The 14,551-nt window shown below is 67.6% G+C and carries 15 protein-coding genes and 1 pseudogene; 9 read left to right on the top strand and 7 right to left on the bottom strand.

The features are described 5' to 3' along the window. Positions 1 to 759: 759 nt before the first annotated feature. Positions 760 to 1,557, top strand: a complete 798-nt coding sequence (locus KBX37_RS30340) for a hypothetical protein (protein WP_210779294.1) — start codon at positions 760 to 762, stop codon at positions 1,555 to 1,557. On the opposite strand, the gene KBX37_RS30335 is transcribed toward KBX37_RS30340, so the two are convergent. Continuing rightward, positions 1,497 to 2,507 (bottom strand): mechanosensitive ion channel family protein, encoded by a 1,011-nt coding sequence (locus KBX37_RS30335; RefSeq protein WP_210779291.1) that lies wholly within the window; start codon positions 2,505 to 2,507, stop codon positions 1,497 to 1,499. The two genes, KBX37_RS30340 and KBX37_RS30335, sit on opposite strands and share 61 nt — an antisense overlap. Before the next feature lie 135 nt (positions 2,508 to 2,642). After that, positions 2,643 to 2,729 (bottom strand): annotated as a pseudogene (locus KBX37_RS36140) (IS5/IS1182 family transposase); the annotation flags it as partial. A gap of 69 nt (positions 2,730 to 2,798) precedes the next feature. Between KBX37_RS36140 and KBX37_RS30330 the strand changes: the two are divergent. The 5 genes from KBX37_RS30330 (at position 2,799) to KBX37_RS30315 (ending at position 7,107) form a co-directional block, all read left to right on the top strand. After that, positions 2,799 to 3,335 carry a hypothetical protein gene (locus KBX37_RS30330; protein WP_247659294.1) on the top strand — a complete coding sequence of 179 codons (537 nt, stop codon included), beginning with the start codon at positions 2,799 to 2,801 and terminating at the stop codon, positions 3,333 to 3,335. Positions 3,336 to 3,346: 11 nt separating this feature from the next. Next, positions 3,347 to 3,511, top strand: coding sequence for a hypothetical protein (locus KBX37_RS35040; protein WP_247659293.1), 165 nt, complete (start codon positions 3,347 to 3,349; stop codon positions 3,509 to 3,511). A gap of 951 nt (positions 3,512 to 4,462) precedes the next feature. Then, the gene (locus tag KBX37_RS30325; RefSeq protein WP_210779290.1) at positions 4,463 to 4,618 is read left to right on the top strand and encodes a hypothetical protein; all 156 of its coding nucleotides are present in this window, start codon (positions 4,463 to 4,465) and stop codon (positions 4,616 to 4,618) included. 81 nt (positions 4,619 to 4,699) lie between these two features. Then, positions 4,700 to 5,077, top strand: coding sequence for an SCP2 sterol-binding domain-containing protein (locus tag KBX37_RS30320; protein WP_210779289.1), 378 nt, complete (start codon positions 4,700 to 4,702; stop codon positions 5,075 to 5,077). Then, positions 5,074 to 7,107 (top strand): glycogen debranching N-terminal domain-containing protein, encoded by a 2,034-nt coding sequence (locus KBX37_RS30315; RefSeq protein WP_210779288.1) that lies wholly within the window; start codon positions 5,074 to 5,076, stop codon positions 7,105 to 7,107. The genes KBX37_RS30320 and KBX37_RS30315 overlap by 4 nt, the downstream gene beginning before the upstream one ends. A gap of 267 nt (positions 7,108 to 7,374) precedes the next feature. Here KBX37_RS30315 and KBX37_RS30310 read toward each other — a convergent pair whose 3' ends face one another. Beyond that, a complete protein-coding gene (locus KBX37_RS30310) occupies positions 7,375 to 7,722 on the bottom strand; it encodes a nuclear transport factor 2 family protein (RefSeq protein WP_179805582.1) in 348 nt (115 codons plus the stop codon). A 263-nt stretch (positions 7,723 to 7,985) separates the two neighbouring features. Further along, entirely contained in the window at positions 7,986 to 8,513 is a 528-nt protein-coding gene (locus KBX37_RS35345) for an integrase core domain-containing protein (RefSeq protein ID WP_256440393.1), read from the bottom strand. Between the two features lie 241 nt (positions 8,514 to 8,754). Here KBX37_RS35345 and KBX37_RS30300 point away from each other — a divergent pair, with 241 nt between their 5' ends. Continuing rightward, on the top strand, positions 8,755 to 9,852 hold the full coding sequence (locus KBX37_RS30300; protein WP_307849272.1) for a CapA family protein: 1,098 nt from the start codon (positions 8,755 to 8,757) through the stop codon (positions 9,850 to 9,852). Between the two features lie 340 nt (positions 9,853 to 10,192). After that, the gene (locus KBX37_RS30295; RefSeq protein ID WP_210779286.1) at positions 10,193 to 10,552 is read left to right on the top strand and encodes a hypothetical protein; all 360 of its coding nucleotides are present in this window, start codon (positions 10,193 to 10,195) and stop codon (positions 10,550 to 10,552) included. Here KBX37_RS30295 and KBX37_RS30290 read toward each other — a convergent pair. The 3 genes from KBX37_RS30290 to KBX37_RS30280 form a co-directional block, all read right to left on the bottom strand. Further along, the gene (locus KBX37_RS30290) at positions 10,464 to 11,693 is read right to left on the bottom strand and encodes a hypothetical protein (RefSeq protein WP_210779285.1); all 1,230 of its coding nucleotides are present in this window, start codon (positions 11,691 to 11,693) and stop codon (positions 10,464 to 10,466) included. The genes KBX37_RS30295 and KBX37_RS30290 overlap by 89 nt on opposite strands. A 163-nt stretch (positions 11,694 to 11,856) precedes the next feature. Further along, a complete protein-coding gene (locus tag KBX37_RS30285) occupies positions 11,857 to 12,459 on the bottom strand; it encodes a hypothetical protein (protein WP_210779284.1) in 603 nt (200 codons plus the stop codon). 246 nt (positions 12,460 to 12,705) lie between these two features. Beyond that, the gene (locus KBX37_RS30280; protein WP_210779283.1) at positions 12,706 to 12,846 is read right to left on the bottom strand and encodes a hypothetical protein; all 141 of its coding nucleotides are present in this window, start codon (positions 12,844 to 12,846) and stop codon (positions 12,706 to 12,708) included. 270 nt (positions 12,847 to 13,116) lie between these two features. On the opposite strand from KBX37_RS30280, the gene KBX37_RS30275 reads away from it, so the two are divergent. Beyond that, complete coding sequence (locus KBX37_RS30275; protein ID WP_247659292.1) at positions 13,117 to 13,980, top strand: aminopeptidase; 864 nt, start codon at positions 13,117 to 13,119, stop codon at positions 13,978 to 13,980. Positions 13,981 to 14,551 lie beyond the last annotated feature (571 nt).

Genomic DNA, 14,551 nt, shown 5'->3' with positions numbered 1-14,551 from the left:
TTGGATCGTGGCCGGCGTCTGCGTGGCGGTCGGCCTGGGCCTGTTCTACTCGGATTTCTTGGCGGTCGTTGGATAAAAGCCACGCGACAAGCCTGTGTCGTGCCACCGACGGTGATCCGCCGGGCAGCCTGGTTCCCCACCGGGTGCCAGCGTCTGGCAGCAGCATTGCCTAAGCCGGTCGCGGCCAGACCCCTCGGTCGCTGTGTCAGCAAGAAATCAGCAACAGGTCTGGCGTCATCCATCACGGGGCGACCTCCGGCGGCGGCTGGAGCGCACGCGACGACATCACGTGGTATCGGCTGTGAACTGGCGACAGGCGAGATCGACGTTCACACCGAAGAGGTCACTGGTTCGATCCCACTATCGCCCACCATGAATATGTCCAGGTCAGAAGCTCGGAACCGGGAATGCCGGTAACGGGCTTCTTGCCGCTTGTCCCCTACATTGGGAGCAGATTGGGAGCAGCCCGATCCTCGCGACGTGGACGACCACGAGCGGACATGACGTCTTCGCGGCTCCGTGGAGTAGCGCTGCGGCAGGTCAGGGTTGACGCGGCTGGATGAGTCGTCCGCTTGGGTCTGGCTCCGGCAGGCGCCCGGCCGTCGGTCCCGTTTCTGTGGGGGAGTCGGTGCGGGAGCTGGGTTCAGTCACCGGCGGCGCATGATGGCGTAGACCATCCTGCTGCTGGCGAACTCGGAGATGCTGACGAGTTCCCAGCCGAACTGCTCGAGCACCTCGGCCGACGTCATCCCGCGTTCGGTGGCCGCCTGGGACGGCGCGGGCACCCTGACCGACCTGGAACCCAAGGTCGCCGCCAGCGGTAAGCGGGACTTCCGTGCGCTGGCGGCGTTGCTGGAGCAGCCGGTACGCGCGGGCTGCCGGTCGCCGAACAATTTTGTCTGGCACGCGAGCATGCGGCTCGCGCCCGAGGAACGGCGCCGGGATCGCGTCAGTGACACGATCTGGGAGAGCATGGCAGTGCAGATGCTCGCCGGGGTCGGGGTCGCCACCACCGCCACCGATCCGGGTCTGCGGTGGATCGCCATGCGGAATGCCGATGACCATGTGCACATCGTCGCCACGCTGGTGCGCGAGGACGGCCGAACCAACTGGCTGCGCAACGACTACCCGCTCTGCGTCAAGGCCACCTACAACGTCGCCCGCCGCTACAACCTGCACCGCCGGGTGCCGCCGGCTGACCGCACCGCCCACCGCCGCCCGCACCCGGTCGAGGTCAGCAAGGCCCGTCGCACCGGCCGGGCTCAGACGTCCCGCGACGACCTGCGCCGGCGCGTACGCACGGCGTGGCCGCCGGATCCGAGGAGGAGTTCTTCGCCCGGCTACGCGAGGCAGGGGTGCTGGTCCGACTCCGACGCGGCAGCACCGATCCTCGCAACATCACCGGGTACACGCTGGCGCTTCCCGGCGCACGCACTCCCGGCAGGCAGCCGGTGTACTTCGGCGGGGGCCGGTTGGCGCCCGACACGGCCCGCCGGTCAGGGCTGGTACTGGCTGCGGGTGCGGGGCAGCCACTGGGGATGCTGGTCCCGCAGGTAGCGGACCAGTCCCTCGCGCAGGTCGCAGCGCAGGTCCCAGGCGCTGGCGCCGTCCGCGGCCGAGGCCTGCACCTGGATGACCACGGTCTGCGGGGTGGCGTCGACCATCTGGAGCACCCACTGGTCTCGATCCCACAGCGGTGAGGACTCGACCAGTCGGCGTGCCTCCCGGCGCAGGTCGTCCAGGTCGGCGGTGTGGTCGACATGGATCTGGATCTTGCCGACCACCCGGGACTCGTTCCGGGTCCAGTTCTGGAACGGCCGCTCGGTGAAGTATGTCGTCGGCAGGATGAGCACCCGGTCGTCCCAGAGCCGGATCACCACGTTGGTCAGCTTCACCTCCTCGACCCGGCCCCATTCGCCGTCCACCACCAGCACGTCGCCGACGTGCATTCCGTCGGCGAAGGCGATCTGGATGCCGGCGAACGCGTTGCCGAGCGCGGTTCGGGCGGAGAGGCCGATCACCGCGCCGATCACGCCGGCCGAGGTCAGAATGGAGATGCCGGCGAGGCGTACCGGCCGGAAGGTGATCAGGATCAGGCCGATTGCGACGACCGTAACCACGGCGACGGTGAGCCGCCGCACGGGGCGGATCTGGGTCCGGGCCCGCCGGATCCGCCGGCTGGTGACCAGATCGCTCGGCAGCTTGCTGAACGCCACCGTTTCGACGACGTTCAATGTCCTGATCACCAGCCACGAGCTGAGGGCGATCAGGACCAGCAGGATGGTGTGCCGCAGATAACGCTGCCACTGGGCTGGTCCGGGCGGCAGCGCGTAGTACAGCGCCCCGACCAGCAGGACCGTGGCCGCCGGGCGGCGGCAGGCGTGCCGCAGCGGTTCCAGCAGCCACTTGTAGCGGCCACGGGCACCCCGGCGGATCAGCACGCCGGTGACCAGGTCCACGACCACGGCCGCCGTCAGCGCGGCCAACACGATCAACGCGGTACGCATCAGAAGCCGTTCACCGTGATCCCGATGCCGCCTCTCCTGAGCTCGACCGCACTCCCCGCTTCAGGGTGTCATCGGATCCGGTGGCAAGCGGCGGATATCGGGAATGCCAGACGGCCGTGACGGACGTCCGGCGACACGCCACTGCTTGAGCCGGTTGAAGCAGCGCTCCACGACGTTGCGCTGCTTGTAGATCACCTTGTCGAAGGCCGGTGGCCGCCCGCCGACGTGCCGGCAGGGTGGGCCGCCACGGACGAGACCTACGACGAGCCCGGCTATCGGTGAGGAGCACCGATGACCCACAGTGAACAGCACCGCCCGGAGGTCGTCGTCGGACTGGTGGCGACCCCGCCGGACCACCCGGCCCGGGTGGCCGCGCGGCTCAGCGCCGAGCTGGCCGGCCGGCTCTCCGAGCGGGTGGACGCCGGCGTGCGGTGGACCGTCCGGGAAGGCTGGGGTGAGGTGGCGCCGCGCCGCGACGGCGGCGTTGAGGCGCTGCTGGACGATCTTGCCCGACGGCGCACCGACGATCGGTGGGACGTCGCGATCTGCCTGACCGACCTGCCGCTGCACACCGAGCGGGTGCCGCTGGTCGCGCAGACCTCCGCCCGTCGCCGAGTCGCGATGGTGTCCCTGCCCGCGCTGGGACTGGGCCAGCTGCGTGCAGCCCGCGCGGCCGTTCCGGATCTGGTGAGCCGACTACTCACCGACGCTTCGGACCAGCGGGTGCCGCCGGCCGGTTGGGCACCGGCCGAGATGGCAAGCCGGGTTGCCGCCGTCCGCCGGGTGGTCGGCGAGGCCGACGCCGGGGAACTTTCGCCTCGCGGCTGATCGACACATCCGTGCTGGAACAGACCCTGCAACGGCCGGTCGATTTCAGCGACTACCTGACGCTCGCCTGGATCACCAGCTCGCTGGCCACCGTCGGCGGCGCGATCGGCTCCGGGCTGGAGAACGAGGACACGGTGGGGGCCGCCGCTTACGGCTACCAGGGCCCGACCGGCTGAGCGGCTGCGCGGGGGGCAAGCCTGCCGCAGGGGCGATGATCACTCTCCAGGTCACCGGGCGCGGGGCGTACCGGCGACCGGTGCGACCGCGGTGGCGTTGAACGTGACGGCGGTCGCCCCCGCAGCCGGTGGCTACGTCACCGTGTGGCCGGCGGACCAGCTCCGGCCGATGGCCTCCAACCTGAACATCGAGACCGCCGGTCAGGTCATCCCGAACTGGTCGTCGTCCCGCTTTCCGGGACCGAGCGGGTAAACCTGTACACGAAGTCCAGCCTGCACCTGGTCGCGGACGTGGCCGGGTACCTCACCGGCGCGCTGACCGCCACGGCGGGCCGGCTCGTCCCGCTGAGCCCGGCCCGGCTGCTCGACACCCGCAATTGACTGCTGGGTCGTCGAAAATATGGCCTCTTGCAGCAAGCGGAAATCTATGAGACTGCCGACAACATCAGAGAGCTGACGCGGATGGGCTCTACCACGAAACAGGCGGCCGGAAAAGACGGAGCGGACTTCGCCGCCAGGAGCTTTGACCTGCTAGAGAGACGACGTCAGTGCAAGGAAGAAAAAGCATGCCGGGGCGCGGGCCCAGCGAGGAGGCTCGCCAGCAGACCGGTACGCGCGCATCATGCCGATTATGTAAGTCGATCATCAGCTGTGCCGGTCGGGTGTCTGCGAGGTGCTGGCGGCGGTGGGCCTGGTCGGAGCCGCTGAGAACCCCGACAGCGAGTGCGAGCACATGAAGATCTACCGTCGAAGCTGAGCGATGCCTTCGCGCTGCCCGCTCCCAAAAAGTTGGTGGACTCCCAAGGTCACCTGGCGGGCAGTCGCCGGCCCGGAGCGGCCTCTGCGGGCAGACTGTCAGCCGCTGGGCGGGGTCGCTACGGCTCGTAGTAGGCGCGGCTGACGGGGTCGGCGAGGGCGGCGAACGACACCGAACGCGCCCACGTCCTGGCGGTGCTCGACAGCGACCGGTTCGTCGACACCACCGTGACCGAGGTATTCGCGACGCTGCTCGATGAAGCCGCCTGCCTGGCCTCGATCTCCACCCTCTACCGCATCCTGCGTGCCGACAATCATCGACGCTGGTCCTGCCCGAATCTCACCCGCTGAGAGTGATCCACGCTACCGTTGGTGAGGTGATTTTGACTAACGGTTATCGGATCGAGGCGGGCGGAGGGGAGGGGATGGCGGATGGCAGACCCGATTGCGGAGTTCTTCACCGCGCTCACCCTGCGGCATGACACAGCGGTTAGGAAGATCACGGGAACTATCCGCTGCGATCTGGTTGCGGACGGGCGGATTGAATATTGGTTCGTCGACATCAAAGATGGCGACATGGACGTATCGCGGGAGAAGCGTGACGCCGAGTGTCTCATCCGGGCTGACAAGACATTGTTCCGCCGCTTTGTCACGGGCGAGGGGAATGCGATCGTGGCGTGGTTGGGATATCGGATTTACATCGCGGGAAGGACTGACCTGTTCCGCGCCTTCGAACGGCTCTTTCCAGGGCCTGTTGGGGCACGTGACCCACGAAATCTGGCCAGCGGGCCCGGGAGCCTGGCACGATGAGCGACTTGATCAGTATCCTGGATGGCAATACTTTCGTGATCAGCGACGGCAATGGCGACATTGATGCGTCGCCGTCGCTGCCCACCGGGTTGTTCTCGTTTGACACCAGATTCTTGTCGAGATGGCATCTAAGTATCAATGGCGAGCGACTGACGGCACTCGCTGTCAATGATCTTCAGTATTACGAGACGCGGTTCTATCTCGTTCTGGGCGCCCCGACCCACTACATCGACGCGAAGGTGACAGTGATCCGTCAGCGTTCGGTTGGCGCAGGTTTTGACGAGGAGCTGACGGTTCTCAATCACGAGAACAAGTTGGTCGATCTCACTGTCCGCTTGGAGGTGGGCAGCGATTTCGCCGATCTGTTCGAGATCAAGGACATGCGACAAAAGAAAGGCAGGTATTTCGCGCGTATCGACGACGGGTGCCTGCGGCTGGGCTACGACCGGGAGGCGTTCCGCCGAGAGACGGTGATCTCGTCCAGTGCGTCAGCAGAGATCGATGAGAATGGGCTGACCTTTGCCATCCGACTCGAACCGCATGGGAAGTGGGTCACCCAACTGCGTGTGGCGACGCTGGGCCCGGATGGGCAGGAGGTTCGCCTGAGCTTGCGTGGCCAACCCATCAGCCGGGCAAAGCGGAAGCTGCGGGAGGATCTGCAGCACTGGCTGGACCAGGCACCGACTCTGGTGTCCGACTTCGAGCCACTGTTGAGGACGTACCGAAGGAGCATCATCGATCTTGCCGCGCTGCGCTATACACCGCTGGTCTCCGGCGGGCGGATCCGGACACTGATGGCGGCCGGCCTGCCGTGGTTCATGACGGTCCTCGGTCGGGACAGCATCCTCACCAGCCTGCAGGCGCTGCCGTTCCTGCCGGAGCTCGCCGAGGCGACACTGTTCGCGTTGGCAGTTCCACAGGGCAGCCGCCTGGACGATTTCCGCGAGGAGGAGCCGGGGAAAATCCTGCACGAGTTCCGCTACGGGGAGTCGGCCGTGTTCGAGGAGCAGCCACACACGGCATACTTCGGCAGCGCCGACTCCACCCCGCTCTACGTGATATTGCTCGACGAGTACGAGCGCTGGACCGGTGACGACGTCGTGGTGCACGAGCTCGAATACGAGGCACGTGCCGCGCTCGCCTGGCTCGACACGTACGCCGACATCATGGGCAATGGTTACGTCTGGTATCAGCGCCGCAACGAGCAGAGCGGCCTGGTAAATCAGGGCTGGAAGGACTCCTGGGATTCGATCTCCTACAACGATGGCCAGCTGCCCGGATTCCCGCGAGCGACCTGCGAGTTGCAGGGTTACGCGTACGACGCCAAGCTCCGAGGTGCCCGGCTGGCCCGACGGTTCTGGGGTGACCCAGCGTATGCCGACCGGCTGGAGCGAGAGGCCGCCGACCTCAAGGAGCGGTTCAACCGGGACTTCTGGATTGAGGATCGGCAGTACTATGCCCTCGCCCTCGACGCCGAGGGCAGACCGGTCGACGCACTCGCGTCGAACATGGGCCATCTGCTCTGGAGCGGAATCGTCGATGAGTCCCGGGTCGGTAAGGTCGCCGAGCATTTGCTCGGCCCGAAGTTGTTCTCTGGTTGGGGCGTGCGGACCCTGGCCGTGGATGCGGGGCGGTACAATCCGGTCGGCCGTCACGTGGGTACGGTGTGGCCCTTCGACAACTCGTTCATCGCCTGGGGATTGCGCCGTTGCGGCCTTGCAGAAGAGGCGGGGCGGATCGCTGAGGCGATGATCGAGGCGGCCGAGTTCTTCGACGGGCGGCTACCGGAGGCGTTCGCCGGTTATGACCGAGCGCTGACGGAGTACCCGGTCGAGTATCCGGCCGCCTGCAGTCCTCGGGCGTTGTCATCAGGCGCCCCGCTGCTGCTGCTGCGAATCATTCTCGGCCTTGAACCGCACGCTGATCATCTGATTATCCGGCCCGCGTTGCCGAAGCTGATTGGCCGGCTCGAACTGCTCGACATTCCTGGACGGTGGGGGCGGATAGACGCCCTCGGCCGCCAACGGTAGCAGCTACTCATCCTCAAACCGCCGCTGACCCGGCTGGGCGGACTGCTTCAATCGGCCCGCTACGAACGCAGAGCTGACGTCTACCAAGCCCTGCTCAGCCTGGCTGAGGTGCCCCGGGTTCTCAGGACAGGGATCCAAAGTAGACGTGACCTGAGCACCGGTGAGGCGTGCGGTCATCACAGCAGGCGCGCCCTGGCGGAGAAGCCCAGTCAAGACATTTCGCTGCCGTGCTGGCCTCTGGAGGGCGCCCAACGGACGCGGTGCCGGTCAGTCTTTCGGTAGGAGGGTGTAGCGCACGGTCTGCAGGCGGATCAGCCCATCCTGGAAGACGAACGTGTCGGTGCCGTCGACTGCCCGGTTCCTCCGTGAATCCGCGGCCCACTCGAGGAACAGTGTGTCATTCTCAAATATCTGGGTCGGCAGCTCCCAGCGTGCCCCGGGCAAATCGGTCAGGAGTTCCTCGAACCCCTTTCGCACGCCCGCCTTGCCGCGCCGGACACCCGCCGGCGTGATGTAGACGGCGTCGTCGGTGTAGTCGGCGACGATCTCGTCCAGATCCTCGGCCGCGAGGGCCTGCGCATGGTGGGCAAATACGTCTTTCGGATTACGAACCATAGCTACCCCGATTTGCGGATGTCGAGACTTGTCCTAACTGACGCTATCAGCTCCACCCATCTTGGCCGGCGGAACCCGGAGCGGGAGAGGGCCAGGACCCGACAGGGCCGCTTGACGCCGTAGGCGGCACGGTGGGTGGAGATGAAACGGAAGCGGCTGGTCACCGATCCATCTCCTTTGCGAAATAGGCGGCTGCCTTCCGCAGGATCTTCTTCTCCTGCCGCAGCTCAGTGTCAATCCCCTGGGAAGCGTGGAGGACTCCGTTATGCGGTTTGAGCCTTCAGCGCCCGGGCCGTTGATCGTTCGTAGTTGATCGGTGAGAGCCCGTCGCGGACCGAGTGGCGCCGGCGCCGGTCGTAGAAGTCGGTGATCCAGGTGGCGATCTTGATGCGTGCCTCTGCCCTGGTGCGGAACTGGCGGCGGTGCACGTACTCGACCTTGATGGTGGAGAAGGTGGCCTCGGCGACGGCGTTATCGAAGCACGACCCGACCCGGCCCATCGACTGCCGGACCCTCCACCGGGTGTTCGGTCGCTGTTGCCTTCTGAGTCTTGGTCCGTTCCCTCCGCGTCGACCAGCCGGAGCGCGACCTTGCCGAGGTCGCCCTCGGAGGGGTGGAAGCCGTGCTGGAGCACCCACATGCCGACCGTGTACCCCTTGCCTGGCTCCATCCGGTCCGGCACCGGATCGAGCGCGGTGACTGCCCAGTTGCCGGCGTACGCGGGAGCCGGGGCCAGGACCATTCCGCCGACCAGCCCGAGCAGCGCGGTGGCCAGTACGGCGAGAACACATCGGTACGCATGTTCACCACCTCCACAGGCGACGAGCCGCCGGCCGCGGGTCCGGTTCCGCCGGCGTCCCGCGACACGGGTGTCGCCCTGCCGGGACGCCACGAACTTTCCCAGAAAGCCCTCCTGGTCATGTCGAAGCGCCGCCGCCGGCCAGCCATCCACTTTGGATGGAGGCGGCGATCCGGCGGTAGGTGGTGGCCGCCGGGTCACGGGCGTCGCCCGGAGCGCGTACCCTCGGCCGGGTGATCCGCAGGACGGCGCGTACCTCGCTGGCGGCGCTGTCGGCGGTCGCGGTCTGCGTTGGGCTGGCCGGATGCGCCGCCGGATCGACCGGCCCGCCGCCGGTCTGGCGCGGGGCCACGCCGGGTCCGACGCCGTCGGCCACCGGCACCGCGACGCCGGAGCCGAGCGCGCCGGTCGAGGTGCGGCTGGCCTTCGCCGGTGACGTCCACTTCACCGGCCGTACCCTGCGCCTGCTCGATGATCCCGAGACGGCCTTCGGGGCGATCGCGTCGACGCTGCGCGACGCCGACGTCACGCTGCTCAACCTGGAGACGGCGGTGACCGACCGGGGCACCCCGCAGCCGAAGACGTACCACTTCCGGGCTCCGAAGACCGCCTTCGCGGCGCTGCGCGCGGCCGGAGTCGACGCGGCGTCGATCGCCAACAACCACATCCTCGACTACGGCCAGCAGGGGCTCTCCGACACCCTCGACGCCGCGACGGAAGCCCAGTATCCGGTGTTCGGCGCGGGCCGCGACGCCGACGCGGCGTATGCGCCCTGGTTCACCACAGTACAAGGGCTGCGGATCGTGGTGCTCGGCATGTCACAGGTGCATGACCTGGCCGGGTCGTGGCGGGCGACGGACGCCCGACCGGGGGTGGCGATGGCGTTCGATCCCGCCCGGGCCACCGCCGCGGTGCGTTCGGCGCGGGAGCAGGCCGACCTGGTCATCGTCTTCATGCACTGGGGCGTCGAGGGCAATTCGTGCCCGAGCGGGGAGATGAAGACGTTCGCCGGAAGGCTGGCCGAGGCCGGCGCCGACATCGTGGTCGGTACGCACGCGCACACGCTGCTGGCCGGCGGCTGGCTGGGCCAGACCTACGTGCACTACGGACTGGGCAACTTCCTCTGGTACGGCAAGTCGCACAGCACGGACTCCGGGGTGCTGAACCTGGTCGTACGCGACCGGACCGTGGTGGACAGCCAGTTCGTCCCGGCGACGGTCTCCGGCAGTGGCCAGCCGGTGCCGGCCACCGGGGTTGGCAAGCAGCGCATCCTCGACAAGCTCGCCAACGCACAGCGGTGCACCGGCTTGGCGGCGAAGCGCCCCGGATAGCGCTGCGGACGGCGCCTGGCCGCCCCACCACATCGAAGACCTCATCGACAGGATCAAAAAAACGCAACGCCGACATCGCTACCGCGAAAGCCAGCCCCGACCCCGCCCACCCGCGCCAGCGTGAGAGGAGTGCGACCCGCCAGGCCTGCCACCATCTCGCGCATCCGCGCCACCCTGCGCAAGGCGTTCAACGACGCCCTCGCCCGCAAAGTGGTCAGCGCCATCCCGAACCCTGCCATGCTGGGGTCAAGACCCCAACGCTCGAGCCAAGCCGATCGGGGGAACCGGAACGCGTCGACCGGTGGAAGGCCACCGGTGAGGTTTCCGGCCCGGTCATGGTGTGGACCGACGATACCTCGCCCAGTTCCTCGGCTACGCCGCCGACGACGCCCCCGACCTGCACCCCCTGCTGCACTTCATGGCCTACCTCGGACCCCGCTGCGGCGAAGCGTGCGGGCTCCTCGACGCCGAAGTCCGCCTCGGCAAGGGCGAGGTCAGCATCGTCAACCAGATCGCTACCACGGCTACCAGCGAGACGCTGCCCTACCGGGTGCGGACCTCGTTCTTGAGCCGGCGCAGGTTCCGCGGCTCCGGCGCGGCGTCCAGGTTGGTCAGCTTGATCGCGCCCTGTTTGCCCCGGTCGACGATCTCCAGCCAGGGCAGCCGCGGCAGGACGGTGTCCAGCGTGGATAGGGTCTAGCGCATCTCGTCGCGGAGCTGGTCGATGAATGCGGTCGGGTCCAGCGGCTTGCGCAGGGCGACGTAGTGCGCGGCCGGGTGGTCTCGAAGTCGTGCGGGAGGTTCTCGTCGGGGTTGCGCCACTTGTCCGCGCCGACGACCCGGATCTCCTTGCAGCGCAGCCGCTCCCGCAGCGCCTGGAAGGTGCAGATCTCGTAGACGCTGCGCACCACCCGGCGGCCGCCCCTGCCGGCGTCCTTGAAGACCAGCTGAGTCCAGTCGCCGAGCACGCCCTTGTGGCTGGGCACCGTCTCGCCGGCCGGGTAGTAGGTTAGCCGGCCGTCCGCGTGCCGCTTGATCAGATCCAAGGCGTCGAGCACCGGCCGGTGGGTGGCGTTGCTCGACTGGAACTCGAGCACGTCCAGCAGCTCGATCAGCCCTCGCCGGTAGTGGTTCGAGTAGGAGGCTTTCAGCGTGGTCTGGACGGTGCGTCGGTACACCGGGCCCTTGGTTTTGAACTCGTGGACCAGCTCGCGCAGGGCCTGCTCGCCGCCGGTCACGGCCGGGTAGGCCACCTGCCGCACGACGTCATCCGGCCGGTCCAGCGAGGCCTCGGCGATGGCGAACAGGATGTTTACCTTGCCGGTGACCCGCTTGAACGCATTCACCAACTCCTCGGTAACCTTCTTGTCCGCGCGGGCCCCGATGCGATGCACCGTGGAGATCAGCAGCTCCACCAGAGTGTCGGTGATTTCCCGCAGCCGTGAGTGCAGCAAGCTTGCCAGCAGGGTCAGAATCAACGGCTCGGGATGGTCGCGCAGGTGCGAGGGAGATTCCACCATCGCCCGCGACCGCCAGCCGGCGAGCACCTGCGGGGCAACGTCGGCGAACAGCCCGTCAGGCAGCCCGATCGCCCGGACGGCGCGCAGTTTACGGATCTCGGTGAGCATTGACTCCAAGCTGACGTTGCCGCGCACCGACTTGATCAGCGCCAGCACCGACTCCTCGCCGGTGTCGTCGTCCGGCACGTCGACCGCGACCAGGGCGCGCAGCCGTTCGGCGCTGTTGCCTTCTGAGCCTTGGCCCACCGATGAACCGGTAAGGGGCGGCCGACCTCGAGGACTATCGAGGAAGCCCTGCGACAGAACGAGAAGCAGCAGCACGGGACACAGCGACACGACCGACAACCCGCCCCTCACGTGAGGCCCGCCCGCGCCTCGCGTGAGCTCGTCCACGTACCGCGGGTACACGCACCGGGCTCTGGCGTGAGCGGGCACAGCTCTCGCTTGGTAAGTCGCTATTGCAGGCGCGTTCCGGCGCTGGGGGTTAGCCGGCGAAGTCCGTGCGGAGCCGGTCGACCAGCCGCGCGGCGAACGCCTCGACCGCGGACGCCACGTCCGGGCCCAGGCCCGCTTGGGCGAAAGTACGGTTTCCGAGGGGCGTCACCATGACCTCGACGAAGAGGTTGCCGTCTCGGAGGTAGAGGGCGTCGCTGGTGTCGTCGTGCCGGTGGGACATCAGCTCTACACCAGGCAGCGCACCCTCGGTTGTCTCCTTGACCAGGCGGGTGTCATACGCCAGGCGTGAGCCCTCCGGAGACTGGTAGGTCGCCATGCCGACGCTGACCACGACGGCAGGCCGCTTCGCCGGGCCGTAGGACCGGGTGCACTGGACGCCTCCTGCGTACAGGAAGTTGGCCGGGACCAGCCAGTTGCTGGAGACCGGATCCTCGGCAGGGGACAGCTGGACCACTGGCTTCAGGCCCTCGAAGTCGATCGCGGAGCATGCCTGCGCGGTCAGGGCGTAATGCGGAGCGGCGACGCCGGACGACCGCGACGCCGACGTGGTCGCCGTCGTCCGCTCCGCCACCGTGCAGCCGGCAAGGGCGAAGACGGCGGCCAGCAGGCCGGCGCACACATGGTTTCGCATCGCAGCTCCAACGTCGGGAAGCGACATCGTACGTAGCGACGATGCTTCTCGCGGCCCGCGCGGCGTCGGCGCCGGTGAAAACTGGTTCTGGCCCACTTCCCTTGATCGGGACTGACGCGATAACGCTCACTTCACCCGTGCCGGGCGAGGGCTGCCCTGAGCTTCCCCCGGCCCCCGGACATCAGGCCGCCCGGACAAGCGGGAAAGCTCAACTGCGGTCCACCGGTTGCCACGCTCCGGCGACGGTCAGCGTGGGACATAGCCGTTTGCAGAGTGGACCGACAGGCGGAAGCCCATCGGCATCGGCTGGTGACCTGGCAGGCTGAGCACGTCGTAGTCGACCGCGAGGTCATCGAAAATGAGCCTTAATCCTTGAGCCATCTCCACGTCCGGGATCGTGATCGCGACGAAGACCGGCAGCTCATGCCGCCGCCACCCTGATCGGTCGGAACGGTGTCGCCGCAGCCGGGGCGAACACGACGGCACCTACCCGAACGACGGCCGGGCGCCCATCCGATACGGGCGAAATCACCTAGGGTGACCCAGTTGCGGCGCTCGTGACAGCAGGGACGCGGCCATCTCGCCATTCGACTATCCGACGAATTGGTGCCGATCCCGGCCCGCCCCACATTTTGGGTCTACGCGCACTTCCGGCTCATGTTCACGATCTTGGCCATGCGTCTTTCGTTCGGCCTGCTCGTTGCATCCGTCGCGGCTGGTCTGCTCTCGGTTGCGGCGGCGCTGCTCGCCATGCCAGCCGCGTCGCTGCAGTTCGGCCTAGTCATGCTGCTCGCACTGCTCGGCTACGTCCTGGCGGATCGAGCTGTGCGCCGCGTGAGGTGGGCCGTCGCCGCCGGTATCGGGCTACTTGCCGTGGTGGCGGCGATGAGACTGCTCTGGTACCAGGAGCAGGTCGATGAAGCAGGCTGGCTGACATACGGCCAAGGGGTAGCGAAGACGTCCATGTTGGCGCATTGGCGGGAGATGATCAACCGGGAAAGGCTCGCCGCGCTGGGTCTGGCGCTTGGCGTTCTCGGCCTCGCGGCCGGTGCGTTGGCGCTACCGTCACGCGGCAGGCGGCGGGGTGTGGCGACGGCAGTCCTCGCGCTGCTGCTACTCGCCGGGTTCGGGCTGAGCGCCGCGCGGGAGTTCAGCCGATATCCGCTGCTCGACCTGCTCGGGACGGTGTGGCCGGCGCTGCTCGCTGCCCTCGTGACCATGGGGGCACTCGCGCTGTCAGGGTGGCGGGCCGACCGGCGTTGGCTGCTCCCGGTGGGGTTGTTCCTGCTGTCACTCGGAGCGGCTTGCGCTTACTCGGATCTCGCCGCAGCGTGGTCAGGCTGGTGGCTTATGGCCAAGCCTCCCGACGGCGCCTTCCTCGGGGTAGGCGTGAGGGTGAGCACGTCAACGGAAGGCTTCCCTCAGGTGTCGTCGGCCATAGAGGCGGCAATCGCGCTCGCCGGTGCGGGACTGGTTGCCATCGGCGCATTGCGCAGCTCCCGCGAGGCTGACGCATCATAGGTCGCGGCCGAGCAAGGTAGATCTCTCGAGCGGCGGATCTCATAGTCGGGCAGTCGTAGACCGTCGAGCCTCCCTGACGGGGCGGAGCTCGACTGAGTCAACCCGGACCAGAGCGCTGCCTTGCAAAATCGCGGCAGCTGTCTTCCAGCGTCGACCATCGCCGCTGGCCTGCTCGACTGGTCGGCGACGGTCGCTCGCCACCTGTGCACGTCGGCCGGCTTGGCTGTACGGACTGCTGTACAGGCCCACAGTTACGACTGTCATGATGGCCTGCGTGGGCTCGGAGGACACCACCGTCGATCGGCAGTTCAACGGGTTTCGGCAAGTCTGGAGCCAGCATCCGAGCGGGGTGTTTCACGGGCCTATGAGAACGACGCAGAGGCCGAGAGGCGTACCTTCCCACCGTGGCTCGGCGGGATGGCTGATCAGTCGTAGGCGCACACTGTCAGTTTGTCCCCGATGACTCTGTCGCGACGCCCGTGCCGTGCGTGAAAATCGGCGGTGGTCGCCCGCCGACGTCGACCTTCCTTGGAACTTCGAGTCCGTCAGTTTGTCTGACGCTGGGAGCGTG

The sequence above is a fragment of the Micromonospora sp. U56 genome, assembly GCF_018070095.1.
Lineage (GTDB): Bacteria > Actinomycetota > Actinomycetes > Mycobacteriales > Micromonosporaceae > Micromonospora > Micromonospora purpureochromogenes.
Note: the sequence above shows the minus strand (reverse complement) of the source record. Positions and strands in the feature narration are given on the sequence as shown.

What these genes read in the sequence shown, in the direction of transcription:
- KBX37_RS30335 (WP_210779291.1), bottom strand. Translation starts at nt 2,507, where the DNA reads ATGCGTACCGCGTTGATCGTGTTGGCCGCGCTGACGGCGGCCGTGGTC.
- KBX37_RS30330 (WP_247659294.1), top strand. Translation starts at nt 2,799, where the DNA reads ATGACCCACAGTGAACAGCACCGCCCGGAGGTCGTCGTCGGACTGGTG.
- KBX37_RS30320 (WP_210779289.1), top strand. Translation starts at nt 4,700, where the DNA reads ATGGCAGACCCGATTGCGGAGTTCTTCACCGCGCTCACCCTGCGGCAT.
- KBX37_RS30315 (WP_210779288.1), top strand. Translation starts at nt 5,074, where the DNA reads ATGAGCGACTTGATCAGTATCCTGGATGGCAATACTTTCGTGATCAGC.
- KBX37_RS30310 (WP_179805582.1), bottom strand. Translation starts at nt 7,722, where the DNA reads ATGGTTCGTAATCCGAAAGACGTATTTGCCCACCATGCGCAGGCCCTC.
- KBX37_RS35345 (WP_256440393.1), bottom strand. Translation starts at nt 8,513, where the DNA reads ATGTGTTCTCGCCGTACTGGCCACCGCGCTGCTCGGGCTGGTCGGCGG.
- KBX37_RS30285 (WP_210779284.1), bottom strand. Translation starts at nt 12,459, where the DNA reads ATGCGAAACCATGTGTGCGCCGGCCTGCTGGCCGCCGTCTTCGCCCTT.
- KBX37_RS30275 (WP_247659292.1), top strand. Translation starts at nt 13,117, where the DNA reads ATGTTCACGATCTTGGCCATGCGTCTTTCGTTCGGCCTGCTCGTTGCA.